This is a genomic window from Micromonospora sp. WMMD967 (assembly GCF_029626165.1).
GTDB classification, from domain to species: Bacteria; Actinomycetota; Actinomycetes; order Mycobacteriales; family Micromonosporaceae; genus Micromonospora; species Micromonospora taraxaci.
The window spans coordinates 6,441,439-6,467,410 of record NZ_JARUBK010000001.1; the positions used below are offsets into that span (position 1 = coordinate 6,441,439).

The window sequence follows — 25,972 nt, forward strand, 5'->3', positions numbered from 1 at the left end:
CGTCAGGATGTGTCCATGCCCGAACTGTTGACCGCCGACCGCATCGACGAGATCGGCAGCCTGGGCATCAAGAGCCCCGACCCGGCCGCGCTCGTCGCCGAGCTGGTGGGCGCCGTCGACGAGGGCCGGGTCGCGGACCCGGCCGACACCGGGTACGCCCTGCTGGTCGCCGCGGACATCCTCGAGCAGTCCGGCGACCGCGCCGACGCGCTCACCCTGGCCACCCGCGCCATCGCCGAACAGCCCGACGAGGACGCGTACGCCCGAGCGGTCCGCGGCGGCCTGCTGCTGCGCCTCGGCCGCGCCGATGAGGGCATGGCCGAGCTGACCGCGCTCCGTCCGCTGCTGGAGACGAGCCCTCACGCCACCTACGTGATCGACGAGTTGGTCGAATCCGACCGCACCGAGACGGCGCTGGAGTGGCTGACCGCGGCACTCGACGCGATCCTGGAACGCACCCGCACCCAGCAGCACGAGTCCGAGGACGCCCAGGACGAGGCCGCAGCCATGATCTTCGGCCTGACCCAGCGACGGCACAACGTGCGCGAGGAACTGGGCCTGCCGCACGACGAGTACGACAACCTCGCCGACCGGTTGCGCGCCGCGAGCGACCACGCGCTCGACGCCCTGGACGACGGCCCGGCGACGCTGCTCTTCTGGCCGAAGGCCGAGTTCGACGCGCTGCTGGTGCGGTGGCCGGCGCTCGCCGAGACCTACCCGCCCACCTGGGACGAACACCGCGCCAACCTCGAACGCGCCTTCGTCGAGGCCTCCGGGATGGGCGGCGGCGACCTGGGCGTGGTCGCCGGCACGGTCGCGGGTCTGGCGGCCTTCGCCGGTGTCGACGCCATTGACGAGGAAACCCTCGACGAGTACGCCGACAGCCTCGACGAAGCCGGCGTGACCGCCTGGCCACCCGGCCGCAACGACCTCTGCTGGTGCGGGTCGGGTGCCAAGTACAAGAAGTGCTGCCTGCCCCGCTCGCGCGGCTGACGGCATCCCGTCGCTATTCACGAGGAGGCAACGCCGTGACCGATCAGGATCAGCACGAGACAGTCGAGGACAGCCCGGTCGGCTGGGTCGCCAGCCACATCCGGCGCTACGTCCAGACCGACGGCGCGGACGGCGGCACCTTCCACGGCGTACCCTCGCTGCTGCTCACCACCCGCGGACGCCGCAGCGGCAAACTGCGCCGCACCGCCCTGATGTACGGACGCGACGGCGACAACCACCTGCTGGTGGCGTCCAACGGAGGCGCCGACAAGCACCCCGCCTGGTACCTGAACCTGAGCGCCGACCCGACCGTGGAGATCCAGGTCGACGCGGAGCGGTTCGTCGGCCGGGCCCGGACAGCGACCGCCGAGGAGCGCGTCCGGCTGTGGCCGGTGATGACGAAGGTCTTCCCGACCTACGCGCGCTACCAGAAGGGCACCGAGCGGGAGATTCCCCTGGTCATCGTCGAACGCACCTCCGCGAAACTCTCCGCGATCGATTGATTCCGGCGAGTGCCGGACAGGGTTATGGTGACCGAAGGTAAGCACCCGCTCCGACAAGGAGGTCCGTCGTGCGCCGCATCACCACCACCATCGCACTGCTCGGTCTGTCTGTGGTCGCGCTGCTGAACCCGACGGCGGCCAGCGCGGCGAGTGACGTCGAGGTCACGTCGGCGACCCTGGTCGCCCGAGGCATCGCCGTCGACCTCACCATCACCGTGACCTGCCCCGCCGGCGCGTCCGGGGGCGCCGAGCTGATCCTCCGGCAGCGCTCCGGCGACCGGGTCGCATACGGCAGCGGCTGGTCACCCCTCAACTGCACCGGCGAGCCCCAAGCCGTGACCGGACGGGTCTACGCCGAGAACGGCGGACTCGTCTTCCACAAGGGAATCGCGCTGGCCAGCGGGGGCTTCGAGCTCTGCCAGGACGGCTGTGACTACCCACGCTTCGAGGGGACCGTCCGCATCACCCGCTGACCTCCGTCGAGGGCTCTAGCCAGAAAAGCGGATGACCGGAAGGTCGCCGCCGTCGCCGTACGCCTTACCTTCGCTGGTCAGCACGGAGGCGTCGTGCTCCAGGACAGCCATCACGGCGGCGGCCAGGTCAACTCGACCGGTGACAACCCTCCAGTACGCCAACTCCTGCCAGTCCTCGCCCCAGGTCGGCAACACCGCGCAGGCAGGACGTTCAAGCAGTCGGTGCAGCACCGCTCGATCACCGGGGTCGTCCACGACCGCTAGCACCTCGGCGGCGACCACCGCCGGCACACCGAACCGGACCCCATCCTGGGCGACCTCGTGGATGGGCTCAGCGACATCCATCGACCCAGCCACGTAGGCGAGCAGCGCGGATCGGTCCAGTATCAGCCGGACCGCCGGCCCGTCCGGGCCCGTCATGCCGCCGGCGCCTGGCTGCCGGAGCCGTCGAGCATCTCCGTTGCCGCACGGCGGGAACGGTCCCGCAGCGCGGCGCGGCGACCAGGGGACCATTCCTGCTCGACCTGGGCGCGTTGGGCCCTGGCACGGGCCTGCCCCTCCGCCGTCACGGTCATCCCTCGGCGGGCCAACTCGGCGTCGAGATCCTCCGCACGCATCCGTGCCCGGATCGTGTCGACCACGTACGCGCTGGCGTTGGGCTCACGCTCCAAGCGCTCCGCCACGTCCTGCGGAAGCGAGAACGACTTCTTGCTCACCGATCCGGTCATACCAGGAAGCCTATCGAATCGCACCGCCGATCGTCAGCGACACGCAGGGTCACCGCATTCTGACGCCGCCCGCTCAGGTGTCCTTGGTCTGGGGAGCACGCGAGGACAGTGCGTCTGCGATCGCGGCGAATTCGCGTAGCGCCGCCTCCAGATCCTCGACGATCTCCTGTGCGATTACCTCCGGCGGCAGTAGGGCGTCGGCGTCTTCCAGGGAAGCGTCCTTGAGCCAGGTGATGTCGAGGTTCACCTTGTCGCGGGCGATCAGCTCCTCGTATGAGTACGGCTTGAACCGCTCGGTCTCGACCCGCTCGGCCCGGTCCTTGCCCGGCAGGTAGCAGTCGACAAAATCCTGGAGGTGCTCGCGACGCAGCGGATTCTGCTTCAGCGTGAAGTGCTGGTTGGTGCGGAAGTCGTACACCCAGAGTTTTTGGGTCCACGGCTCTTCACGGGCGCGCTTGCGCTCGAAGAAGAGCACATTGGCCTTCACCCCGCCGGCGTAGAAGATGCCGGTGGGCAGGCGCAGCATGGTGTGCAGGTCGTACTGCTTGAGCAGCCGGCGGCGGATCGTCTCCCCGGCACCGCCCTCGAAGAGCACGTTGTCCGGCAGCACAACCGCAGCGCGACCGCCGATCTCCAACAACGAGGCAATGTGCTGGACGAAGTTGAGCTGCTTGTTGGCGGTGGTGGCCCAGAAGTCGTTCCGCTCGATCTCCCGCTCTTCGCGAGTGGAGCGACCGTCCTCGCCGATCATTCGAATCGAGGAGCTGCGGCCGAACGGCGGGTTCGCGAGGACCAGGCTGTAGCGGCGGTCCGGCTCCTTGCCGAGCGCATCCCCGATCGTGATCAGAGATTCGCCGCTGGGGGTGCCGATGCCGTGCAGCAGCATGTTCATCGCAGCGAGTCGAGCGGTGCCGTCGACGAGTTCGGTGCCGCTGATCGCGCCGTGGGCGAGCCGCCGCCGCTGGTCCGGGGTCAGGTCACTGCCGTGGTGCCGCTGGATGTGGTCGAACGCGGCGAGCAGGAAGCCACCCGTGCCACAGGCCGGGTCGGTGATGGTGTCGTCGGGCGTGGGCTGCATGCAGTCGACCATGGTCGCGGTCAGCGCACGAGGGGTGAAGTACTGGCCCGCGCCCGACTTGGCGTCCTCGGCACCCTTGGCCAGCAACTCCTCGTAGGCGTCACCCTTGACGTCGACGCCGGTGCCCGACCATTCCTCTTTGTCGATTAGGTCGACGATCAGCCGCTTGAGCTTCGCCGGGTCCTGGATCTTGTTCTGCGCCTTCCGGAAGATCGTGCCGAGCGTGCCGCCCTCACGGGCCAGTCCGGTGAGGATCTGCCGGTACTGCACCTCCAGGGCATCGCCCTCGGAGTCGAGCAGCGTCTGCCAGCTCAGCTCATCGGGCACAATCTGCTCGGGTCGAATCTCTCGATTAGCCCGCTCGTGCGCCATTTTGAGGAACAGCAAAAACGTCAACTGCTCGACGTAGTCGATGGTCGAGACGCCGTCGTCACGCAGCACGTCGCAGTAGTTCCACAGCTTCTGCACCAACCGGCGCGAATCCACAGTGCTCACAGCGGCAGTGCCTCCTGCTTGAAATCGTCACCATTGTGACCAACCGATGGACTCGGCGCCTTACGCTTAGCCCGCCGAGAACCTCCAGCCTTTTCAGGGAACACGGCCGCCCGTTCAGCTTGAATGCGTGCCAACAATTCCCGCCCCGGCTCATCGCTTGGATTCTGCTCTACGAGGCGTCCCGCGAATGCTTCCGACAGTAACGAAACTCGGAGGGCCAAGGACTTCTGTCGCGCTCGATCTATCTCAGCCAGCAACCGGTCGACGTTGTTGAGCTGTTCTTTAACCTGGGTCACGATCCGACCTTGTTCCGCGAGCGGCGGCAGTGGGAGTCGTACCGACTTCAGCTTCCCGGTGCTTAGCGTATAGAGGCCACTTGTGGAGCCTGCGACCTCACGAAGGTGACGTGCCACCAGAGGCGAGTTCCAGACCAGCTCAAGAAACTCGTGCAATAGCGCGCCGCTTGGACGGAGACGGATCAAGTGGTTCTGGTGCACGCAGCTATTAATACTGCCGTCCCAGGTCGCGGCACGGCCGATCTGGTCTGGGCTACCGTTTCCCTCGACGACCAGAAGATCCCCCCGCCGCAACTCAAAGCGCTCCAGCTCGCCATCGAACAACTCCACCTCGTGCACATCGGCAAGGTCCAGCCTCCCTCGATGCACATTAGCCACCCGCAAAAACGGATACTTGTTCAGCACCGGCCGCCGCTTGGCCTGCTTTTGTATCCCGCCCTGCACTTCCGCAACGTCGGCGAGGTCTACCCAGATCCATCCGGATGGCAGATCGGTCACGCGGACAGCTCCTGGTTCAGCTCGTTCAGCAGCGGCTCGGCGCGCTTCCCGAACGCGCCCGCGAACCCGTCGATCCCGCCCCGCTCACTGAACGGCGCGCCTTCCAGGTCGTCCGGGGTGATCTCCACGCTGACCGCTATCACGTCCCTGATCCTCTCCAGCCACCACGCCTGATCGGCAGTGAACGTAGCGCCCGCCTGTTCCTGCCGGAGCAGCCACCCACGAAAGCGCTCCTCGACGAGACTGCGGTACGGGCGCAGCTCCTGATCCAACCCCAACTCATACCGGATGAGGCTGACAAGATCGGTCACTCCCCTGCTGCCGGGTGCTGCTGCGGTGCGGCCGAGCAGCACGTACGACTTCCACAGGGACTCCGGCGTCCACGCCTGCGGCGGTCGGGCAATCCGCTTGGCGAGTTCGTTGAGCTGGTCGTAGCCCACCCGACCTCGACCCTCGAAGAAGACCTGCAACGCGGTGATCTCGTCGCGGTGTTCCTCAAGGTAGTCGTGCCAGCTCTTCACTGTGACCTGGGCGCGTTCCTCGGGCGGCACCCCGGCTGCCGAGATCAGTTTGTCGGCATTCACCTCGTCGATGGTGATGTCATGCGCCCGGCGGATCTCCAGGATCCGTTCACGCAACGGCGGGTTCGCTGCGAGCGGGCGCAGCGCGCCGGCCAGCAGGTCACGTACGGCGTCTGGCCCTGATTCCTTGGCCGGGTTCAGTTGCTCGGGCGCGACCGCGTCGACCAGACCGCGAACGACGCCGGTCAGCGGCTGGTCGGCGAGGTCGGCCAGTTCCGCACGCTCGTCGTCAGTCAACTGCTGGTCCAGCCGGGCGAGTCGGGCGGCGAGCGTGGCCACCTCATCCGCGTCGGCGGTCAGCGTGCCGGCCTTTCTCAGCAGGTCGCGCAGCGAGATCTGCCGTTCGGTGTGCCGTTGCAGGGGCACCGCCTCGTCCAGGTCGGCTTCGGTGACGCCCACCGCATCGACGATGACGAACCGGTCCTTGACCTCGGCGTCGGGCGTGACGGCCTGGAACTCGGCGGCGTCAATCGTGCGAGCGCCACGACCCTTCATCTGCTCGAAGTAGGTGGCGCTGCGCACCGGGCGGAGGAAGAAGACACACTCCAATGGCCGGACGTCGGTGCCAGTGGCGATCATGTCGACCGTCACCGCGATACGCAGCTCCGGGCTGTTGCGGAACGCCTGGATGAGGGTGTCCGGGTTGTCGCCACTCTTGCGGGACGCGTACGTGATCTTCGCGGCGAAGTCATTGCCCCGCCCAAAGACGACCCGCACCATCTGCACGATCTCCTCGGCGTGGTTGTCGTCCCGCGCGAAGATCAAGGTCTTCGGCACCGTTAACCGACCTGGGAAGATCTCCGTGAACAGGCGATCTCGGAACGTCTCCAGCACCAGCTTGAGCTGTCCCTTCGAGATCACTGAACGGCCGACCTGGCTGCCGCCGTACCTGAAGTCCTCTTCCAACTCCTGGTAACGCTCCGCCCGGGTGCGACGGTCGCGCAGCGGCACGACGGTCCCGGCCTCGATGTCGGCGCCCTTCTCGGTGATCTCCGTCTTGATCCGGTACACGTCGAAGCTGACGTTTACCCCGTCGGCGACCGCCTGCTCGTAGGTGTACTCCGACACCAGGTTCTGCTGAAAGAAGCCCAGCGTCTGCTTGACCGGTGTGGCGGTCAGCCCGACCACGAACGCGTCGAAGTACTCGATGACGCCCCGCCACTTGCCGTAGATAGAGCGGTGGCACTCGTCGACCACGATCAGGTCGAACGTCTCCGGCGGAAGCAGCGGGTTGTAGGCGACCTCGGCCGGCTCGTCCAACTCGTAGTCGTCGTACGCCCGGTCGTCGAGGTCCGGGTCCGGCAAGTCGTCGCCACGCAGCGCGCCGTAGAGCCGCTGGATGGTCGAGATCACCACCGCCGACGAGTCGAGCATCCGGGCGCCGGAGAGCCGGTCGACGTTGTGCAGGTCGGTGAACTTCCGCCCGTCGTCCGGGGTCTGGTAGCCCGCGTACTCCCGCAGGGTCTGTTTTCCGAGGTTGTTGCGGTCGACCAGGAACAGGATCCGTGTGGCTCGGGCGTGCTTCAGCAATCGATGGCTGCTGGTGACCGCGGTGAAGGTCTTGCCGGCGCCCGTGGCCATCTGGATCAGCGAACGCGGCTGGTCCTCGGCGAGGGACCGCTCCAGACCCTCGATGGCGTCGACCTGGGCAGAGCGCAGGCCGAGCCGGTCCAGCGTCGGCATCCGCCGCAGCCGCGCCCGCAGCGTCGGCACCGCCGGGTCGTCGTCGGCCTCCCGCATCCACCGAGCGAACGTCTCAGGTCGATGGAAGGCAAAGACCTCACGGGTACGCGGAAAGGGGTCGAGTCGGTTGACGAACGCGGTCTCGCTGCCGGTAGCGACGTAGCCGAAGGGCAGCGGGTCGTCTCGACGCCACGCGGCGAGCTTCTGGCCCGCCGTGAGCCCGTGGAGGTAACGGTCGAGTTGCGCCTCGACACCGCGCGGCGCGGTCCCCTCCCGCTTGGCTTCGATCACGCCGACTAGCCGCTGGTTGACGTACAGCAGGTAGTCGGCTCGACCGGTCGCCAAAGTCACCTCACGAACGGCAACACCCGTGCCCGCGTACAGGTTGATCTGGCTTTCGTCCTGGACGACCCAGCCGGCCGCGCCCAACTGCTTGTCGATCTCGACTCGGGTCTGGATCTCGTTGAGCGGTTCGTGGGAGGCACGACGGGCCCGGGCAATGAACTCCTCGCGCCGAGCCGCCGAGACCTTGGCAGTCGCCTTGCTGTCCAGCGCCGCCTGCTCTGCCTCGGCTGCCGACGTGAGACTGGCTACCAACGCAGCAGCCTGATCGCGGCGAGCGTCGGCATCGCGAACGGCGCGGTCCGCGGCGACCGTCGCATCCGCCTGGGCCTGCGCCAGCGACGCCTTGCCCTCAAGCAGGAGCTTGGTCTGCGCCAGCTCGTCCTTGTAACGCTGAATCTCGGCTTGGAGCCCGTCGGCGATGCTTTGCGACACCTGCTGAGGCGGCGGGGAGGGCGGCACGAAACCCAGCGGAGTCCGGTCACCGGTCAACGCCCGGTGGAACCAAACCCCCAGCTCGAAGCAGGTCCGCAGCATGTCCAGCGCGGCGCGGACCTCACCCAGGTGATCGTGCACGGCCTTGTTGCCTTGGTCCCGAAGCCGGTCGAACGCGTGGTACGTCTCGGCCACCAGCGTGCCATCGCTGTAAAGGACCTGAACGCGGTGGTAGAAGTCGTTCTTCTGCGGCCTCGCGCCGGTGCGGCGGACGAGATCCTTGGCCAACTCGTCGCCGAAGGCACGGATCTTGAACATCGCGGCCTGCGCGTCGACATAGACGAGCAGCTCTGCGCCCGCGCCGTACCAGACCAGCAGCGGGTGCTCCTTGAGGAACCCGAAGTTGGCGGACTGCTCTGCCAGACGTCGTACCTGTCGAGGATCCACGACACTCCACGTCGCTAGCCTGCGGTGAACACGTCAGGATAGGGACAATGACCGCCGTGCACCGCCCCGCCACACGTGGTGACAGCTTTCCGACAGCCGCTCGCACGACTTACTGGACGAGTGGATCCGTCGAGTCCGACGGGCTGGCGGAACCTGCCGCGGCTGCGGTAATTCCCAGCGCAGTCGGCCGCAGAGCGTCCACATTCAACCGCTCTGCATCGAATAGCACGTCGACTGCCACCCCTGGCGCGGCCAGCCAGAACGCTTCGGCGGCGCCGATGAGGCCGGGATCCTCGCCGTGCTGAAACTCGGTGAACGCGCCGTCAGCAGGATCGCGCTCGTGGTACTCGGCCAGGAAGGCGTGTAACTCGGCGAGCGTACCCAGCCGTTCGCCCCGGAGCACGTGCACCCGCAGGTCGACTCGGTGGCCGTCCTCGACCTGGCGCTCCCAGACACGAGTGGCGAAGCTGACGTCCTCCCATTCGGAGGCGAAGTCCGAAACCAGGTCACCGACGCCCGGCGGCAGGTGGCCGATGTGGAAGCCGTCCAGGTCGCCACCGTCCCGGGCAAACGATTCAGGCGCGCCCATCACCCGGCCGCCTCGATCGCCGCCTCCACCTTGTCCAGATAGTTGAACCACCACTCCCCCTGAGGCATTGGTCGTGCCGACAAAAGGCTGCCCGCAACGACGAACGCCAAGACCACAACATTCTCCGGAGTCAGTCGCCTGGTCAGTGGGCTGCCTTCAACCACGGCGTTCATGAAGAGCGCTGCCTCACCTGCGGTGATCGATGCCCACCCCTCCATCCGTCCGATCTCCTCGGCCAGTACATCGACCTGCTGAGGAGTGGGTTTAGCACCGTGAAGGTCGATGAGAACGAAACCTGAGACTGCGACCAGCAGCGTGAGAGCCGCCTCCTGCGCCGCCTGGTCGGGGAATGACCTCAGCGCTGCATCAAACTTGCCCAAATCCCTCCTCACCACCCAGTGGAGGGTGTCGCGGACGCGCTGCTCGGTGCCGTCATCGATCTTCATCGCGACTCTCCTGTTGTCGATGCCTCGCCCGCCATGCCTTGTAGGCCCCCGTCGTGGCCACTCCTGCTATAACAACGCCGCCAACGGCCTTAGGCACGAGGGGCAAAAACTCGACGAACGTAGCCCAGGCCGTCGAAGCAAAGGAACCGCCAAGAGCGACGGCCTCCGGACTTACCCGCTCTCGACGCCTTGGAGCCGGTGCCTCCGCAGCGCTCTTCTCCCGGAACGCAGAAGACAGGCCACTACCGGTGGGCGTAGTGGCCGATGCCTGGCCCGGCACTGGAGGGCGCAGAGTGATGCTCGCGGCCGCGGGTGGTTGGTGGGTTGCGCTGCCACCACCCGGTGTCAGTTTCCCAGCGCTCGGACCTTGGCGATCGTCTCCTGGACGTGCTGCTTGGCCGGGTCGCCACCCTGGGACGCCTGCGCCAGCGCCTGGCGGTACGAGTCGATCATGCCGACCAGGGGACCCGCAGCCACACCTTCCAGGGCACCGGCGACCAGTGCCCGCGCCTCGGCTGCGTCCTGTGCTGCCGCTGCGGTCTTGGCCTTCGCCTCGTCCAGCTTCTGCGACGCCGCCGCCAACCTCGCGATGATCTGTGCTGCGCTCACACGCACCTCCCCGTGGTCGACCATCGCCTCCACCACCGCACCGGCGGAGACCACCTGGGAGCGTACGAGATCCACGCACAGAGCGCGACCGCTCGCTCGCCCCATCGTCACCTCGTTGACCGAAGTGGCGGACGGAACGTCGATTGGGTGCGGCAACGAGTAGATCTTGGACAGTTTCCGTTACGCGTGAACGGAAACTGTCCAAGATCTGGAGTGGACGCCCCGGTTTCGGGCTCGCTCTGCGGTCAGCGCTCGGCGACGAACACTCCGACCCCGCCGACACCCTCCACCAAGCCTTCGATCTTCAGCGCGTTGATGGCCTGGCGAACGACGATGGCCGATACGTCGTGCTGACGGCACAGCTCAGAGGTCGAGGGCAGCTTGTCGCCCGGCGCGAGTTCGCCGGACTTGATCTGAGCGCGGATGCCGTCGGCGATCAGCGCCCACTTCGCTTTGGCGGGCATTGGTGTCTCCCAGGTCTGCCCCGCCATTCGATCACGAGCAACTTTGTATAGCAAGCAATGTGCGGACAGTGCTTGTGCTTACATGACCTGTTATATACGCTTGCCTCTGACTGGCTCCCAGGTCTGCAAACCGGAGCTGGTCGTTCCCACCGCGCGGAGAGCGTCCGGTCGGTCGGTCCCCCCTTCCGGCCGGGCGTGCCGGGGTGTGCCCGCACGCCACCCCACGCCTGCCAGCTGCACTTAACAACGCCATGAACAGCAAGGAGTACGACCCGACGGGAGCCTCCGATGCCCGATCGACCCGACGAATCCCCCACCGAACCAGCAGCCGCACCCGAACGACGGCCTCGCCTCGTCTCCGCGCAGGACGTCGATGACGCCGACGATGTCCTGTTCGCTCATCCACCGCGCGTGGTGCGTCGCTGGCTCTGCGAGTGCGGAGTCGACTACCCCTGCACGGATGTGCGTTTCGCCCTCCTGGTGAAGTCCAGCGCCGAGGCGGGCGAATGAGCACCGACACCGTGGACGACCTGCGTGACGCCTGGTTGGCCACGATCTCCGCCGCCGACCGGGCCGCCGCGCACCTGCACCGGGCGGGGTCGCTCAGCCGACGGTTGCCCTGGCAGGACGCCGCCACGGAGTGCTGGCGAGCGTTGAGTCTCGTCTACACCGGCCTGGCCGCGAGCACGCGACCGCCGGGAAGCTCGGTCGGGGACCTGCTCACCGGCCTGCGTTCTGCACGCGTCGAAGCGGATCGGGCCGTCGCGTTGGCCGCCCGTGTCCGTTGGCGGTTGGGTGCGGCCGATGACCAGCTTCGGCGTACCCGAATCGTGGCGGACGCGGTCGCGGCCCGGCAGTTCGCGGCAGCCATCACCCGGTTGGACCTGGCCGGTACCCGGCTCGCGGTCGGCGGCCGCCGGATCGACCAGTCGGTGACGGCGCTGATCGGTGTGCTGGCGGCATCGCCAGAATCCGGGAGCCGCGGCGGTGGTGCCGACGACGCAGGATACGACAGCAATGCCGGGAACGACGCCAACCGAGCCGGCGACGCCGGCGGCGACAGCCCCGACAGCGACAGGGTCCGCGCCGAGCAGATCGCCTGCGGCTGCCACGCGGCGAGTGCCCTGGTGGCCAGGAGACATCGACGTCGGAGGGCACGCATGATGATCAGGGGGCGACGATGGTGACTGAATCGCACGCGGCGCTACAAGGCCTGCTGACCGGGCGGCTGCGGGGCCACGAACGGCGGTTACGCCGGTTCACCGAGCGGGACTGGCGGCGGTACGGCGATCTGCTCGCCGGTGCGCTACTGGTGGCGGTACGGCGGCGGTTCGTCGCGGGGCAGGATCGGGCGCCGGTGATCCGGTTCGTGGCGTCCGCGCGGGAACGCTACGACGCCGGCGGGTGCGACGTCGATCCGGTGCTGGCCGAGGCGCTGGTCTGGGCGGCACTCGGCGAGCGCCAACCGGTGCCCGACAGCGCGGCGGCGGTCGTTGCCCGGACGGTGCTGCTGCTCGGACTCCTTGAGGACGAAGGCCTCACCGACAGCGAACGCGACGAGATCCTCGCCGCCGCCGCGCAGGCCGTCGACGCACCGACGCAGGACGCTGAACGGCAGAAGACCGGGAGTACGGCGGATCCGGGACGGGATTCACGGGGCATCGCCGGGGCGGGAAGCGTCCTAAAATCGCAGCTCGGCACCGGCTGAAGGCCGGCGCGGGATGGGGGCAGCGACGTGACATCTGCGGGTACGCACAGCAGACCGCCCGGCCGACGCCGGATGGCTCTCGCCGTCGGGTTGGGTGGTGGTCTCGCGCTGCTGCTGGCCCTCCTGCTCGCGATTCCACAGGTGACCGGAGACGGTTGGGGCTCGCGCGACAGGCCCACGCCCGCAGCGGCATCCGACCCGGCGTCACCGCAGGGCCAGGTCAGCCGGGACTGCGTCGTGCAGCTCAAGGGCCAGCAGGCATCCGCGCTGTTCCTGCGGGACATCCCTGCGGACCGGTGGGGAGACCGGGTACGGGGCACTGTTTCGACGTTCAGTGAGCCGTACGTGCTCTGGCTCTTCGACTCCAAGTGCCAGCCACACCGGGCGATCGAGATGCCGCCGCGTACCACTCGCACGTTCACTGCCCAGGTGGGCCAGGTCTGGTATTACGCCGAGGCGTCAGCGAAGCAACCCGGCGAGGGCTGCGCCTGCCGCGTCTTCGGCCTGTCCACCACCGAGCAGGAGTTCGGCGACACCGGCCGCCTCAGCTACCGCAGCGAGCAGCCGGAGTAGTCGACACGACATCGCCGCAGTCGAGGCATCCCCAGGGGGCACAGGTCCCGGCGAGTCGTGACCACGCCATCACCCTTCGTGACAAGCATGAAGGACCATTGGTACGTGGACATGCTGGAGTGGCTGAAAAACGCGCTCGACTGGACCGACTCGGTGAATGGGCTCATCGGCGCCGGGGTGACCGCGGTGGCGGTGTCGGGGTGGCTGCTTCGACGGATGAGCCAGCTCCGACGTGGTGCTCCGGAGGAGCGGTACCGCCGGTGGTTCGTGGAGGAGTACCGGGTGTACAACCCGTACCTGGCGGCACCGGAGACGCTGCGGCTCGAACGGACCCTGGTGCCGTTGTTCGTCACCGAGGACGGGCAGCCGGACCGCGCCGCCGACGCCGCCGAGCGGATCGCCGACCGGGGCGGGCACGTCGTGCTCCTCGGTGACGCCGGGTCCGGCAAGACGACGACGCTCAAGGCGTTCGGGATCGCGGCGCTGGGCGGTGTCGACGGTCGTGGTGGGACGGGTCGGGACCGGGAGGTGCCGTTCCTGGTGCCGGTGCGGCTGCTGCGTGGCGTCGTGCAACCCGGGGCGCTCACCGACTACATCCTCGCCATGCTGCGGTCACAGAAAGGGCTCGCGCTGACCAGGGAGGAGGCCGACCAGTTCCTCGCCCAGGTGTTGCAGCAGCGGCGTTGCGTCGTGTTGCTCGACGGGCTGGACGAGGTGACGCCGACGGCGTACGCGGCGGTGCGGGACGAGGTGTATCGGTTCCTCAGCGACCACGCACCGGAGCTGCCGACCGCCAACGCCCGGATCGTCATCACCTGTCGGCGGCTCACGTTTCTGCGGATCGCCGAGGACTGGCAGGCGGAGCGGTTCGGAGCGCACCGCAGCTACGCGCTGGCGCCGCTGCGGGACACCGAGATACTCGCCTACCTGCGGGCCTTCCCGGACCGGTTCCCGGAGGTCGACGGGCCACAGCGATTCATGCAGCAGCTCCGCTCCTCGGGCACGTTGGGCCTGCACCGCAACCCGCTGGTCCTCTCGATGTCGGTGGGCCTGTACGCGGGCCGGAAGTTCCCCGCCATCGCGCACTCCACCGCCCGGCTGTACGACGAGATGATCGACGAGATGCTCGGCCGGCACAGTTTCCGGGCCGACGCCGTCACCACCGGTGTGAACGAGTTCGACCAGGCGGACAAGCTGCGAGTTCTGCGGGAGTTCGCGCTGCGGGCGGCGCTCGGCGCACAGGGGTTCGGGCCGTTCAGCCGGCTGGCGCTGGTCGACTTCGTGTCGGCGACCGGCGAACGGCTCCGGCAGACCCTCGACGGCCGGGCCGGCGAGTTCGTCGACGAGATCATCAACCGGTCCGGGCTGCTCAGCCGGGTCGCCGACGGGCAGTACGAGTTCGTGCACCGCTCGTTGCAGGAGCACCTGGTCGCCTCCGAACTGCTCCGTCAGGGTGACGACGGCCTGCGACTGCTGCGTGAGCGGGTGATGGAACGCGAGTGGCGTCGGGTGGTGCTCTTCTACACGGCCGTCGCGGACCAGTCGGTCGTCACCGACTTCATCGGGGAACTGGCCGAGATCGACCCGGTGCTCGCCTGCGCCTGCCTGGCCGGGGCTGACTGCCTCAACCCGGTCGGGTTCGCCGTACTCGATCGGATGGCCGAACCACTGCGTGACCCGGCGGCGGCGGTGATGCTCCCCGCCCTGGCGGCGGTCCTGAGCGCCACGGCGTCCCCACGTGCGGCGATCCGCGACGCCGCCCGCGAACAGGCGTTCACCTGGCTGACGAAGGTCGCGGGTGGGGCGGACGCGGCGGACGCGCTCGGGGGCACCCACGAGACGCTGCTCGACGTGGTGACGATGCTCGTGGAACGGCTGGGCGAGAGCTCGGTCAGCCGTTCCATGGTCGTGCGGCTGGTCGCCGTCGTACCCGACGATCCGCGGTTCGTCGAACCGTTGTGGCGGTGTCTACGCACCGCCGAGGGTGCCGCCGCCGACGACCAGTCGCTCGTGGCGCTGGTCGACCGACTGCTCCGGCTCGCCACCGACCCGGCGTGTTTCGCGGCGTTGCAGCGCCAACCGGCGGCGCACCCGGGGTTCGCCACCGCGCTCCTGCGGCAGCAGGTGTACCCGTTCCGGCGCGGGCTGGACCGACAGTCGAACCTGGTGACGCTGCTGTGCTGGGCTCAGGAGATCGGGCTGACCGCGCCGGACATCAACCGCTTCCTCGCGGCCAGGGCCACCGACCCGGCCCGTTGGGCGAGGCTCGAAGCGGACTGGCGCCACCAGTCCGCGTCGGCCGTCGTCCCGGCGTTCCAGGCGCAACGGGTCGACCGGCACCGGGCCGAACGGGTGACGGGTGCGATGCTGGCGGTGCTCTCGGTCGCGGCGCTCGTCGCGGTCGGGTGGGACCTGGCCCGAGAACCCGGGGTGCTGAGCCCGGCCGTCGGCACCGCGATGGTCGTGCTGGCGGCGGCGGAGCTGGGGTTGGCGCTGACCATGCTCGGGTTCCAGCCGCGGGTCGGGATGCGCAGGGTACGGCTGTGGCGGCCCAACGAGTGGGTCGACGCCTACGAGGACCCGCGCAGCCGACACTGGCTGGTGCCCGACGCGGGCGACGGTCGGCCCGCTGGCGGCGTCACCGGGTGAGGTACGGCGCGACGTCGGCGGGCAGTCGGGGGCCGGTCCGGCCGAGTTGCCGGTACGCCACGACCTTGCCGGTGGCCCGTCCGTCGCCGTTCGCCCGCAGGCCGAACGACAGGGTGCCGGACGCGCCGTTGACCTTATGGGCCAGCGCGAGGTTGCCGAACTGGGTCTGCACGTCGGCGACGCCCGGGACACTGTTGCCCAGGGCGGCCACCCGGATCGCCCGGACGGCGCTCGCAACGGCGTCGTGGTGCATCATCGAGTACCCGTCGTTGAGGGAGTCGTCGCGGAAACCCGCGTCGCGGTGCGCCTTGAGGAAGTCCGCGAAGCCGTCCGGGGTGCCGGGTCGGTTGGCGACCCAGGCCGGCGCGTCCGCCGAGGAGGCCCAGATGACCGACACGTTGGCCTCGTCCAGCAGACCAACCTGCTGAGACGTGAGCTGGAAACCGGTGGCACCGACCATGATGGTCAGTGGATGTTCACGACAGCTGCGCACCTTCAGCGCCTCGGCGAAGCTCGGGAAGTCGGCGACGCGGCCGGCGAAGAACACCGTGTCTGTCTTCAGGCGTGGATCTACGACCGCGTTGCACAGGTTCAACACCACCGGAGTGAAGACGTTCGGGGTGGCGGGGCTATCGACCGTCCCACCGTTGAAGGGAGGCGATCCGGTCTTGATGTGATCCTTCAGCACCTCGGTGAACGCCGCCGTCAACGTCCGCGGGTAGGGGTCGTCGTTCTGGTCGGCGACGATCATGCCGCTGCGCAGGGGCAGCGCGTCGCGCTGCTTGTCGAGGAGATCCTTCAACGCCAACGCGTAGTCCATGTTGCTCGGCGACACGCTGTGGAACGTCGGGTACGAGACCGCGTTGAAGTCCGTCGCCGAGGTGACCGCCCCGACCATCGGGATGCCGACGTCTCGCGCCGACAGCTTCGCCGCCACGTCCTTACTGCCCGGGAAGCTGGAGCCGAGACCGACGACCGCGACCAGCGGGTTCTCGGCAGTGCGCAGGGCCGCGATCTGGTCCACGAGCTCGACGTGGAACGGCTGCCGGCTGCCCTGGTTGACCAGTAGCACCTGCACGGCAGGCGCGTTCTTGTCGCCGAAGGCGGACGAGCTGTTGACTCTCTGCAGGGCCGTGTACGCGCCCTGCAGACTGAACCTGATCTGGTCGAGGGACATCGCCGAGGCGGCCGGTGGGCGGGCCACGCTCAGCGGCACCAACAAAGCGATCCGGACGTAGCGCGAAGAGCTCTTCTCGACCTCTCGGTTAACGGCCATAATTTTGTCGGCGACCGGCCTTATTGCGGGATCCAGCGTGGCACTGTCGGTTATCAGACCAAGACACTCGTCCGTTTCCGCAGTCAATATCCCCGGGCAGGCATTCGCGGTCGCGGTCGGCCTACCGGCTGGCGGTGGATCGGATTCGCGCTGCTTGATGACGAACACCACGACGAGCGCGACCAACGCGAGGGCAATCACCCCGGCGAGCACGAACCGTAGAACATTCGTTCCGGCCCAACGAATCACCGGACCTCCTCATCGGGCGCGAACTGCGTGTCTGGACATCGACTATAACCACAGCCACAACCCTCGACTGACCCGAAGTCACACGTGAATGATTCACGCGTTCGCCACGGTGAGCGCCCTCGGAATCAGCCCGGCGCACATGACGGAAATTGCGAGGATCAGCGCAGTCCGCGAACCAGCAGCAGGTAGGCGCAGTAGGCCGCTGGCACCAGCAGAAAACAAATCAGGAATCCCAGCGGCAGATATCGCGGCGGGGTCCCGGCGACCATCGCGGGTCTCCCCCACCGGCCCAGCACCAGGTACCCACCGAAGAACGCCACCGCCGGCAACCCCGCGCAGATCCACGCGCCGAGCGTGAACCCGTCGACCAGACCGACCCCGGAGGCGAGCACCAGGGCCAACACCAGCACCCCGGCGGCAGCGCCGCATCCGGCGTAGACGGCGACCGCCCGCGCCAACGGCGACCACGTCGGCAGGAGCGCCGGCCGCTGGGCCAGCACCTCGGCCTGCTGCCCGTGCCGGTCGGCCTCGTCGGCCATCCGTCGGGCCAGCTCCAACTCGACGGTCGGGTCGACCGCTGCCGCGCGCTGCGCCGGCACCCCGGCGCCCGCCGGGCTCACCGCCGTCGGCAACGCCAGCCGCGCCTCCCCCGCCGGCAGCTCGGGGTACGCCCCGACCCCCGGCCGCCCCGGCGCGCCGGCTGCGCCGGCGTCTCGCCCGTCCCCGGTTCCGGGTGGGGTGGACGGGGCCGACCCGGCGCTGGGGCCGGGTGCGGAAGGGGCCGACCCGGCACCCGACGGTGGGTGGGGTGCGGAAGGGGCCGACCCGGCACCCGACGGTGGGCCGGGTGGCGGTTGGTCGATGCCGATGGCGCGGCCGAGCTGGTCGAGGCGGTGGCCCTGGGCGGTCAGCCGCTGCTGGAGGTAATCGACGGCGGCGTGCAGGTCACGACGGCGTGCGGCCTCGGTGGCGGCGTGCTGTTCGCCGGCGCGGCGCTGCTCGGAGAGCTGTCGGGCCAGTGCCGCGTACTCCTCGAAGGACACTGTCACCGCTCCCCGTCCGGTTCGTGCCCGTCGCCGGCGAACGGGACGATCAGCCGGGTGCGCTGGTCGTGCCGGTCGATCAGCAGCGCCCGGTCGGCGCGGGGCGTGTAGGCCAAGTCGTGCGTCCCGAGGTGCAGCGCCAACTCGGCGCCGGGCACGTTGAGGGCGACCAGGCAGGCGATGTCGTCGCGGTTCTGGGTGCCGCCGAGGTCGTCGGCGAGGCGACGCAGCCCGCGCCACCAACCGAGCAGGTGCACCCCCTGTCCGGGGCCCTGACGCAGGAGTGCGCGCAGGTCGTCCAGGCCGGAGCGGAACGTGCCCGGGTCGGTGGCCCCGAGGACCGGCGCGGCGGCGTCCATGCCGAACACCACCAGGTACTCGCGACCGTCGGGCTCGGCGGCCAACGCGGCGATCCGGTCGCGCAGCCCGGCCGCGTCGAGACGCGACACCTGGTGACCGGCCGCCCGCAGGACCGCCTCGGTGTCGTCGGCGACCGGGTCGGCCGCGGTGACCAGGGAGGCAACCTGGAACGTGGCGTCACCGGGAGCGTGCTGGCGGGCCAGGCTCACCGTCGCCGCGCGCAGCACGTCCGCGCCGGTCGGCGCGGTGCCCACCACGGCGAGGTGTCGACCAGGGGTTGCGTCCATCAGGAACAGGGCTGTGGTGCCGTGCACGTCGACGGTACGACCGACCAGGGCCATCGGACGCCGGCCACCGGGACGCAGCCCGGCGAAGGTCGGGTCGTTCTCGACCCGCGCGGCCTCGTACCCCTTGAAGACCGCCGGTGCCCGCGAACCCGGCGGGCGGGCCTGCCACAGCTCGTGGCGCAACGCGGCGAGGTCCGCTGCGGCGGCGTGCGCGTCGGGAAACCGCAGCACGGTGTCGGCGCCGACCGCCCCGGCGGCGGTGTTGACGACCGCGGAGCCGATCGGCAGGGCCGCGGCGGCGTCGTTGAGCTGGTCGAGCACCCCACCGCCGCCGGGCAACGCCACCCGCAACGCGAACTGCCCGAAGATCGCCTCGGCCCGGCCGTAGAGGGCCTCGATGCCGGTCATGCTCTGGCTGGCCAGCACCAGGTGGATGCCGTACGAGCGGCCCTTGCGGGCCAACTCCTCCAGCAGGTCCACGGATTCGCGGGCCAGCGCGTCGTTGCCGGCCAACAGCACGTGGAACTCGTCGACGACCGCCACGATGCGGGGCAGCGGATTGTCAGGGGGCAGGTCGGCGAGCTTGGTGACACCGTGCCGCTTGAGTGCACCGGCCCGGCGTTGCGCCTCGCGGCGCAGCTCGCGCAGGACGGCGAGGCCGTACTCGCGGTCGGATTCGATGCCGACGGCTCGGGCGTGCGGCAGCCAGGACGGGTCCCGGCCGGTGGGCACGAACTCGGTGAAGCTCACGCCCTCCTTGAAGTCGAGCAGGTAGAGCTGCAACTCGGCCGGCGAGTAGCGGGCGGCCAGCCCGTAGAGGACGTCGAGGAGGAAGACGGTCTTGCCCGCGCCGGTGCGCCCACCGACCAGCCAGTGCGGGGTGGCGTCGTCGAAGGCGAGCGTCAGCGGGGCGGTGCCGGCCCGACCGATCACCGTGCGCAGACCGTTGCCGGCGGACTCGGCCCACCGCCGCTCGGGCAGCAGGTCGGTGAACGGCAACGCGTCGGCGCATCGGGTGGCGGCGCCGAGGTGCTCGGCGAGCGCGCGTACCGAGGCGGGCGGCGGGTCACCGTCGAGCACCACGGGTGCGGCGAGCCCACTGCCGTCGGCGCTGAACGGGACACCGGGTGGGTCGCCGACGTGTGCGTACCCCTGGTCGAGCCGGACCGCCGTGGTGCCGCCCAGCGGCGGTGCGGTCTCGCCGGGCAGCCGGGACGGGTGGCCGGTGAGCAGGACGCAGACGGCGGCGGCCGGGCCGGCGTGGGTGAGCGCTGCAAGCCGGGCCAGCTCGCGCGGCGGCGGCGCGGCGGTGGCGACCACCACCAGGAGGTGCCGGGCGGTGGACTGACCGTGCTGCGCGGCCCGGGCGTGCTGCTCGGCGGCGTCGAGCAGCGCTGTCACCTCCGCCTCACTGGTGGCCGGCGGGTCGAGTACCCCGGCGTCGAGCAGGGGACGCAACGGGCCGAAGGTGGCGCCCAGCGCGGCCGTGTCGATGCCGGCGACCCGGACCTGACCGGGTGGTGCGGTGGCGACCAGTCGCAGCACCAACGCCCGCAGCAACCCGGCGACCAGCGGGGACCGGGCGTCGGTGTCGACGGCCAGGTGGTGACCGCCGCCGAGTGGGACCAGCACCGGGAAGTCACCGTCCGGGGTGGACGCCGCGCCGATCCGCACCGCGGCCGGCTCGTCGGTCAGCGGCGTGACGCCCGGAGCGGGAGTGGCGAGGGTGCCGCCGAGACGGGCGAGACGGGTCACCAGGTCGTCGACGCCGGTCGAGCCGACGGCGGCCGGTGCCGTGCCGAGCGCGTTGCGGGCGTTGTCCAGGTGCGCACGGGCCGCCCGGTGGGAGTTGACCGCCTGCCCGTACGCCGACGCGAGCCTGCCCACCCTCTGCCCCCAACGCCGACGGCTGCCTGGTCCCAGGAACCCTAACGGACGCCGGTGGCACCCGGACAGTCCTGCCAGGACGTGTCACGCCGGGTCTGTCAGGTGGGCCCGCACGGCACCGGGTCGGCGGTGTCGGCAAGCCCGCAGCGGAACACCTCCACCGGCGCCCTGGCCACGTCGGGCACCTGCTCCACCCGCAGCAGGGCCAGCCGTTTGTCGACCGGCTCCCCCGAGTCGGGGGTGAACCGGATCAGCCCGGCCACCCCCGGGTAGCCCTGACCGGCGTTCTGCCGGAGCACCTCGGTGTGCACGGCGACCGGGTTGACGGCCCTCGGCTCCCACCGTTGGCGCGGGTCGGCGTGGTGCAGCCGGGCGGCGAGGCTCTCCACCGCTCGGATCATCATCATCGCCGCGTCGTAGGCGAGGCTGACTCGCTCGCCGACCTGGTGCTCGGAGCCCGGTCGGCAGCGTGGCGGGTCGAGCAGGTCGTCGGCCTGGATCCAGGCCAGGAAGCTGGCCCTCGCGTCGTCCCGTCGGTCCTGGGCGGCCCGCAACGCGGCGCAGGTGGCCAGGGCCGCCTTGGAGACGTACGTGACGGGCAGGTTGCCGGGGGCTGCGGCGCGCAGCCCGGGATTGGCCAGGTAGCGGTTGACCGAGTCGTCGGCGACGAGGTGCCGGGGCGGGTTGCCGCCGCACTCGCGCAACGCCCGCAGGAAACCGTGGAACTCCGACCACCGGCCCGCGTAGAAGAGCAGGCCGGGGTAGCCGCACTCGCCGGTGAGCCGCTGGCTGGTACTCCACTCCTCCAGGCGGGTGATCCGGGCGCCGAACCGCTGCCGGAGCCCGTCGACGAGCGTGCCCACGTACAGGTCCTCGGTGAGCGTGCTGCCCTCCAGCGTCGTGTAGTAGACATGCGCCTCGTTGACCTTCAGCACCTGTTGGGCGTACGCGTCGACCATCTCCACCTGGTCGGCGTTGGGCGCGGAGATCTGCAGGTAGAGGCGGGAGTTCGCGTCCATCCGATCGGCGGAGAGCGTGGGCGCCAGCACCGGCAGCCCGACCCGGTTCAACTCGCGCAACGCGCGGGCGGTGCTCGTCCGGCTCTCCACCAGGCCGACCACCCCGACCACTGTGGGGTCGTCCGCGGCCAGCTCGGCGAGCATCGACACGGCCCGGTCGGCGTAGATCATCTGTCGGCCACCGTTGGCCACCACGATCCGCAGCAGCGCGGCGCCGCCCGCGCCGGCCGACTCCTTCAGCAACGCGTACTGGGCGGTGGCCATGCCTTCGAGTTCCTCGCGCTCGGAGACGTAGGACTCCTCGTCCTCGCGGGTCAGGTTGCCGGTCAGGGTGCCCAGGTAGACCAGGGTCAGGAAGGGCCGGCGCCGGTCACTGCGCTCCCAGACCTCCTCGGCGGTGCGGTTCTGCGCGAAGATGCGCCGCTGGATGGTCCGCAGCCCGTCCTGGCCGGGGTCGTTGTTGAACACCTGCGCGGCGCTGTCGCTGTAGCCGACACACTCGCCGGGGGCGACCAACTCGACCGACACCCGGCCGCCGGTCACCGACGGGTGGCAACCTGGCCCCCACCGGCTGCCCACCCAGACGCCCAGCGCCGCGACCAGCACCAGGCAGAGCGCCGCCGGCAGGAAACGCCTCGACCACCAGGGCGGGTCGGGCGCCGAGAACGGGCGGACGCCACCCCGCGACGGCGGCCCGGTGTCGGTGTCGTCGGGGCGCAACGTCACCAGCCAGGCGGCCGGGCGGCGCAGTCGCCGCATCTCCGGCAGCGCCTCGGCCCACTCGTCGTACGCCTCGTCGGCCTCGGTCAAAGGGTGCGGCTCGGGCAGTTCCGGTGGCGGTTGCCCGCCGGACACGACGATCAGCAGCGGGTCGTTCCGGCCCGTCTCGGTGCGGACGTCGCCGACCAGACGGACCAGTTCACCGCCGACGTTGCCGGGCGCGACGTGGTCGATCAGCAGCACCGGGTACGCGGTGCGCCGCCAGTCCGACGGGCGCCACGGCCGACGCCGGTACGCCTGCCGCAGGTCCTCCAGGAACGCGTGCAGCAGCAGCTTGTTGACCTGGTCGGGTTGCTCGCCGTCGCGCCACCCGGCGGTGAGGCGCTCGGCGAAGCCGAGGAACGTGACCGACTGCCGGGGCGCGAGGTACTGCTGGCGCATGAACCAGTTGTAGTGCCGCCCGAGCACCGGCACCCGGCCGGAGACGGCGGCCCGGAATACCACCCCCGGCACAGCGCGGCGGACCAGCCAGAGCAGCACCTGCGAGACGAGGCTGACCGCGTCACCGCCGCTGGGCGGCGCCTCGGGAGCGCGTGTGCCCCGGCGGTCGCGCAACCGGCGGACCAGGGCCGCGCGGCTGTCGTCGGTGTCGACGCTGAAGCTGAGGCTCTGGTGCATCAGCCAGTCGGCGAGCGGGTAGTGCCGAAAGCGCAGCCGGGCGGCACCGAACGCCTCCAGGGACAGCTGCCGGTGCAGCTCACGCAGCAGCGCCGACACGTCCCCGGCACCCGGCGGCACGTCGGCGTCCAGCACCGCGTGCGGCACCCGTCGCCGGGGACCCTGACCGAGGAACCGGCGCAGCGGCGTCATCAGGTCCGACGTGTCCGAGCGGACCAGCCAGAGCAGCGGCAGCCGCCGGTCACCACGGCGGGGTCGCCGCAGCAGCCGGGCGAGCAGCGCGAAGAGCTCCAGCCCGCCGACCGGCAGCCGGTCCCGATTGCCCGCGGCCTGCCGCTGGCCGATCAACTCCCGCTTGGGCACCTCGGACCCCCGCACGCGTCACCTCCGATCCACACAGTGTGACCTTGCGAAGCAAGACACACCAGAGATCGACGGCGATCGGCGGTGTCGCGGGCGGCGACGTTCACAGTTGTCGATTAGGTTGGCCTGGCGAACACCCGATGGAGGGAGTCCACCTCGTGCGACGAGCACTCACGGCGGCCACCGCCGCCCTGACCCTCACCACCGCCGGCACCCTGCTCGCCGGCACCCCCGGCCAGGCGGCCCCGGCGGGCTGGGGCCGGCCGATCATCACCGCCGCGCCGCAACCCGGCGCGTCCGGCCTGGGCGACGCCTACTTCCCCGACTACGGCAACGGCGGCTACGACGTCGAGCACTACGACGTCCGGCTGCGCTACGACCCGGCCACCGACCTGCTCACCGGCACCACCACCATCCTCGCCACCGCCACTGAGGACCTCTCGACGTTCAATGTGGACTTCCTGCTCGACGTCGAGTCGGTCCGGGTCAACGGCTGGGCGGCGACCACCAGCACCGCCGGCGTCCACGAGGTGGTGGTCACCCCGGCCCGCACGGTGACCCGGGGGCAGCAGCTCACCATCGTGGTGCGCTACTCCGGCATCCCGTCGGAGACCCTGGTCGGCGGCTACACCGGCTGGACGCGGACCGACGACGGCGCGCTCGCCGTCAACGAGCCCGAGTCGGCGTGGTGGTGGTTCCCCAGCAACGACCACCCCCTGGACAAGGCCACGTTCGACATCTCGGTGTCGGTGCCCACCGGCGTCGAGGTGATCAGCAACGGTGTGCAGCCGAGGCCACCGGCGGCCGAGGCCGGCAACCGCACCCGCTGGATCTGGCGGACCACCTCCCCCACGGCCACCTACCTGGCCTTCATGGCCATCGGCCAGTACGACATCGTCACCGACACCACCCCGAGCGGTCAGCCGGTGGTCAACGCGTACAGCACCTCGCTGGGTGCCCTCGGGCCGGCCGCGCGGGCCAGCATCGAGCGGACCGGCGAGATCGTCGACTGGTGCGGCGGGATCTTCGGGCCGTACCCCTTCGAGGCGCAGGGTGGTGTGGCCGGCCCAATCGACGGCATCGGCTTCGCCCTGGAGACGCAGACCCGACCGGTGTACGGGCCGGGCTTCTGGCGGCGCGGCGCCAACACGTACGTGGTGGTGCACGAGAACGCCCACCAGTGGTTCGGTGACTCCGTCTCGGTGGCCGAGTGGCGACACATCTGGCTCAACGAGGGTTTCGCCTCGTACGCCGAGTGGCTGTGGTCGGAGGAGCAGGGTGAGGGCACCGCGCAGGAGGTGTTCGACTTCGTCTACGCCAGCTACCCGGCCGACGACGAGTTCTGGCAGGTGCTGCCCGGTGACCCGGGTGCCGGCCGGATCTTCGACAACGCCGTCTACGACCGGGGCGCGATGACGTTGCACCAGCTCCGGCTGGCCGTCGGCGACGACGCGTTCTTCGAGATCCTGCCGGCCTGGGCCACCGAGCACCGGTACGGCAACGGCACCATCGCCCAGTTCCAGGCGCTGGCCGAGCGCATCTCCGGTCTGGACCTGGACGACCTGTTCACCACCTGGCTCTTCACCGCCGGTCGCCCCGACGTGGCCAGCGCCGCCCGTAAGGCCGCGCCGCCGGCCGAGCCGAAGTCCTGGGCCAAGATCCGCGAGGCCCACGACCTGATGGCGCACTGAGGATCCGGTGTGGACCGGAAGGGCCCGTCGCCCCTGCGGCGGGCCCTTCCGGGTCGGTAGCACCGCGTCTCTCCGGCGCCACCGACCCGGCCTGTCGTCCCGCGACCCGGACCGACAACCGACCACTTCGGTGCGTGCCTGTAGACCTGCCCCGGATATGGGGCGATGACGGCGGCCCACATCTGGGGCAGCTCTACAGGGACCGCCGAGGTCGTCATCCACCCAGCCGAGGACCTGGCGAGACCTGATCACGCCGTCGCTGGCACACCCGTCGCCGTAGCCGTGCTCGCCTCGACCGCGCGGATGTGCCGGTAGGCGAACCAGAGGGGTGGGAACGCCCCGACCGCGAAGGACAGGTCGACGAGCGTCCAGAACCAGGGGATGTCCCGGATCGGCCCGCAGATCAACGCCAGTGGGACGATCCCCGCGCAGGCGATCATGCCGACCTGCACCACCCAGACGTTGCGCACCGGGTCACGCAGTGGTCCCCAGAAGGCCACCGCCAGCACCAGGTGAGCGAAGGCCAGCCAGTCGGTGCCGTACAGCAGGAACGGGTAGTCGTCGCCGGCCGTCACGAGCCCGGTGTGCACCCTCTCGATCCAGGCGACCAGGGCGGGCAGTTGGTCGGAGAGCGGGTCCAGCGCTCGCAGCAACCAGCGCACCTCGATCTCCAGCGGAAAGGCGGTGGCACCGCTCAGGAAGAGCCCGATCAGCACGATCCACAACCACCGACGGGTCCGTCGTAGCCGCTCCTCGATGTCCATGATCGGAGCGTAACGATGATCTTCGCGCCGTCCTGTCCCGTGCAC

At 69.9% G+C, this 25,972-nt stretch carries 23 protein-coding genes; 9 read left to right on the forward strand and 14 right to left on the reverse strand.

Annotated features, from left to right (window positions below; translation table 11 throughout):
* Positions 1-15: 15 nt before the first annotated feature.
* The 3 genes from O7631_RS28890 to O7631_RS28900 all read left to right on the forward strand — a co-directional run bounded on the left by O7631_RS28890 (position 16) and on the right by O7631_RS28900 (position 1,969).
* Positions 16-993 carry an SEC-C domain-containing protein gene (locus tag O7631_RS28890; protein WP_278147161.1) on the forward strand — a complete coding sequence of 326 codons (978 nt, stop codon included), beginning with the start codon at positions 16-18 and terminating at the stop codon, positions 991-993.
* Between the two features lie 35 nt (positions 994-1,028).
* Complete coding sequence (locus tag O7631_RS28895) at positions 1,029-1,496, forward strand: nitroreductase family deazaflavin-dependent oxidoreductase (RefSeq protein ID WP_278147162.1); 468 nt, start codon at positions 1,029-1,031, stop codon at positions 1,494-1,496.
* A 68-nt stretch (positions 1,497-1,564) separates the two neighbouring features.
* On the forward strand, positions 1,565-1,969 hold the full coding sequence (locus O7631_RS28900) for a hypothetical protein (protein WP_278147163.1): 405 nt from the start codon (positions 1,565-1,567) through the stop codon (positions 1,967-1,969).
* A gap of 15 nt (positions 1,970-1,984) precedes the next feature.
* Here the strand turns inward: O7631_RS28900 and O7631_RS28905 are convergent, their stop codons facing one another.
* From O7631_RS28905 to O7631_RS28945, 9 genes are all read right to left on the reverse strand, one after another.
* A complete protein-coding gene (locus O7631_RS28905; RefSeq protein ID WP_278147164.1) occupies positions 1,985-2,389 on the reverse strand; it encodes a hypothetical protein in 405 nt (134 codons plus the stop codon).
* A complete protein-coding gene (locus tag O7631_RS28910) occupies positions 2,386-2,697 on the reverse strand; it encodes a hypothetical protein (RefSeq protein WP_278147165.1) in 312 nt (103 codons plus the stop codon). The genes O7631_RS28905 and O7631_RS28910 overlap by 4 nt, the downstream gene beginning before the upstream one ends.
* A gap of 73 nt (positions 2,698-2,770) precedes the next feature.
* A complete protein-coding gene (locus O7631_RS28915) occupies positions 2,771-4,270 on the reverse strand; it encodes a class I SAM-dependent DNA methyltransferase (RefSeq protein WP_278147166.1) in 1,500 nt (499 codons plus the stop codon).
* On the reverse strand, positions 4,267-5,064 hold the full coding sequence (locus O7631_RS28920) for a restriction endonuclease subunit S (protein ID WP_278147167.1): 798 nt from the start codon (positions 5,062-5,064) through the stop codon (positions 4,267-4,269). Before O7631_RS28920 ends, O7631_RS28915 begins: the two co-directional genes overlap by 4 nt.
* Positions 5,061-8,552 carry a DEAD/DEAH box helicase family protein gene (locus O7631_RS28925; protein WP_278147168.1) on the reverse strand — a complete coding sequence of 1,164 codons (3,492 nt, stop codon included), beginning with the start codon at positions 8,550-8,552 and terminating at the stop codon, positions 5,061-5,063. The genes O7631_RS28920 and O7631_RS28925 overlap by 4 nt, the downstream gene beginning before the upstream one ends.
* Positions 8,553-8,661: 109 nt before the next feature.
* Complete coding sequence (locus O7631_RS28930) at positions 8,662-9,141, reverse strand: hypothetical protein (protein WP_278147169.1); 480 nt, start codon at positions 9,139-9,141, stop codon at positions 8,662-8,664.
* On the reverse strand, positions 9,141-9,587 hold the full coding sequence (locus O7631_RS28935) for a hypothetical protein (RefSeq protein WP_278147170.1): 447 nt from the start codon (positions 9,585-9,587) through the stop codon (positions 9,141-9,143). Before O7631_RS28935 ends, O7631_RS28930 begins: the two co-directional genes overlap by 1 nt.
* A gap of 345 nt (positions 9,588-9,932) precedes the next feature.
* On the reverse strand, positions 9,933-10,271 hold the full coding sequence (locus O7631_RS28940; RefSeq protein ID WP_278147171.1) for a DUF6244 family protein: 339 nt from the start codon (positions 10,269-10,271) through the stop codon (positions 9,933-9,935).
* Between the two features lie 170 nt (positions 10,272-10,441).
* Positions 10,442-10,687: a winged helix-turn-helix domain-containing protein gene (locus O7631_RS28945; RefSeq protein ID WP_088949319.1), complete on the reverse strand. Its 246-nt coding sequence runs from the start codon at positions 10,685-10,687 to the stop codon at positions 10,442-10,444.
* A 261-nt stretch (positions 10,688-10,948) separates the two neighbouring features.
* Between O7631_RS28945 and O7631_RS28950 the strand changes: the two genes are divergently transcribed.
* The 5 genes from O7631_RS28950 (at position 10,949) to O7631_RS28970 (ending at position 15,590) form a co-directional block, all read left to right on the forward strand.
* A complete protein-coding gene (locus O7631_RS28950) occupies positions 10,949-11,170 on the forward strand; it encodes a hypothetical protein (protein ID WP_278147172.1) in 222 nt (73 codons plus the stop codon).
* Positions 11,167-11,847 (forward strand): hypothetical protein, encoded by a 681-nt coding sequence (locus O7631_RS28955; protein ID WP_278147173.1) that lies wholly within the window; start codon positions 11,167-11,169, stop codon positions 11,845-11,847. The genes O7631_RS28950 and O7631_RS28955 overlap by 4 nt, the downstream gene beginning before the upstream one ends.
* On the forward strand, positions 11,841-12,368 hold the full coding sequence (locus O7631_RS28960; protein ID WP_278147174.1) for a hypothetical protein: 528 nt from the start codon (positions 11,841-11,843) through the stop codon (positions 12,366-12,368). Before O7631_RS28955 ends, O7631_RS28960 begins: the two co-directional genes overlap by 7 nt.
* Positions 12,369-12,395: 27 nt before the next feature.
* Entirely contained in the window at positions 12,396-12,941 is a 546-nt protein-coding gene (locus O7631_RS28965) for a hypothetical protein (RefSeq protein ID WP_278147175.1), read from the forward strand.
* 111 nt (positions 12,942-13,052) lie between these two features.
* Complete coding sequence (locus O7631_RS28970) at positions 13,053-15,590, forward strand: NACHT domain-containing protein (RefSeq protein ID WP_278148052.1); 2,538 nt, start codon at positions 13,053-13,055, stop codon at positions 15,588-15,590.
* Here the strand turns inward: O7631_RS28970 and O7631_RS28975 are convergent.
* From O7631_RS28975 to O7631_RS28990, 4 genes are all read right to left on the reverse strand, one after another.
* Positions 15,580-17,115 carry a hypothetical protein gene (locus tag O7631_RS28975; protein ID WP_278147176.1) on the reverse strand — a complete coding sequence of 512 codons (1,536 nt, stop codon included), beginning with the start codon at positions 17,113-17,115 and terminating at the stop codon, positions 15,580-15,582. The genes O7631_RS28970 and O7631_RS28975 overlap by 11 nt on opposite strands.
* A gap of 158 nt (positions 17,116-17,273) precedes the next feature.
* Positions 17,274-18,164, reverse strand: coding sequence for a hypothetical protein (locus O7631_RS28980; RefSeq protein WP_278147177.1), 891 nt, complete (start codon positions 18,162-18,164; stop codon positions 17,274-17,276).
* Entirely contained in the window at positions 18,161-20,692 is a 2,532-nt protein-coding gene (locus O7631_RS28985) for an FtsK/SpoIIIE domain-containing protein (RefSeq protein ID WP_278147179.1), read from the reverse strand. Before O7631_RS28985 ends, O7631_RS28980 begins: the two co-directional genes overlap by 4 nt.
* A 98-nt stretch (positions 20,693-20,790) precedes the next feature.
* Entirely contained in the window at positions 20,791-23,487 is a 2,697-nt protein-coding gene (locus O7631_RS28990; protein ID WP_278147180.1) for a hypothetical protein, read from the reverse strand.
* A 143-nt stretch (positions 23,488-23,630) separates the two neighbouring features.
* On the opposite strand from O7631_RS28990, the gene O7631_RS28995 reads away from it, so the two are divergent.
* Entirely contained in the window at positions 23,631-25,163 is a 1,533-nt protein-coding gene (locus tag O7631_RS28995) for a M1 family metallopeptidase (RefSeq protein ID WP_278147182.1), read from the forward strand.
* 248 nt (positions 25,164-25,411) lie between these two features.
* On the opposite strand, the gene O7631_RS29000 is transcribed toward O7631_RS28995, so the two are convergent.
* Positions 25,412-25,927, reverse strand: coding sequence for a hypothetical protein (locus O7631_RS29000; protein WP_145779776.1), 516 nt, complete (start codon positions 25,925-25,927; stop codon positions 25,412-25,414).
* Positions 25,928-25,972: the final 45 nt, after the last annotated feature.

Bases quoted from the DNA above. Each gene is read 5' to 3' on its own strand.
- O7631_RS28930 (WP_278147169.1), bottom strand. From the start codon at position 9,141: ATGGGCGCGCCTGAATCGTTTGCCCGGGACGGTGGCGACCTGGACGGC.
- O7631_RS28905 (WP_278147164.1), bottom strand. From the start codon at position 2,389: ATGACGGGCCCGGACGGGCCGGCGGTCCGGCTGATACTGGACCGATCC.
- O7631_RS28890 (WP_278147161.1), top strand. From the start codon at position 16: ATGCCCGAACTGTTGACCGCCGACCGCATCGACGAGATCGGCAGCCTG.
- O7631_RS28955 (WP_278147173.1), top strand. From the start codon at position 11,167: ATGAGCACCGACACCGTGGACGACCTGCGTGACGCCTGGTTGGCCACG.
- O7631_RS28960 (WP_278147174.1), top strand. From the start codon at position 11,841: ATGGTGACTGAATCGCACGCGGCGCTACAAGGCCTGCTGACCGGGCGG.
- O7631_RS28910 (WP_278147165.1), bottom strand. From the start codon at position 2,697: ATGACCGGATCGGTGAGCAAGAAGTCGTTCTCGCTTCCGCAGGACGTG.
- O7631_RS28935 (WP_278147170.1), bottom strand. From the start codon at position 9,587: ATGAAGATCGATGACGGCACCGAGCAGCGCGTCCGCGACACCCTCCAC.
- O7631_RS29000 (WP_145779776.1), bottom strand. From the start codon at position 25,927: ATGGACATCGAGGAGCGGCTACGACGGACCCGTCGGTGGTTGTGGATC.
- O7631_RS28950 (WP_278147172.1), top strand. From the start codon at position 10,949: ATGCCCGATCGACCCGACGAATCCCCCACCGAACCAGCAGCCGCACCC.
- O7631_RS28945 (WP_088949319.1), bottom strand. From the start codon at position 10,687: ATGGCGGGGCAGACCTGGGAGACACCAATGCCCGCCAAAGCGAAGTGG.
- O7631_RS28970 (WP_278148052.1), top strand. From the start codon at position 13,053: ATGCTGGAGTGGCTGAAAAACGCGCTCGACTGGACCGACTCGGTGAAT.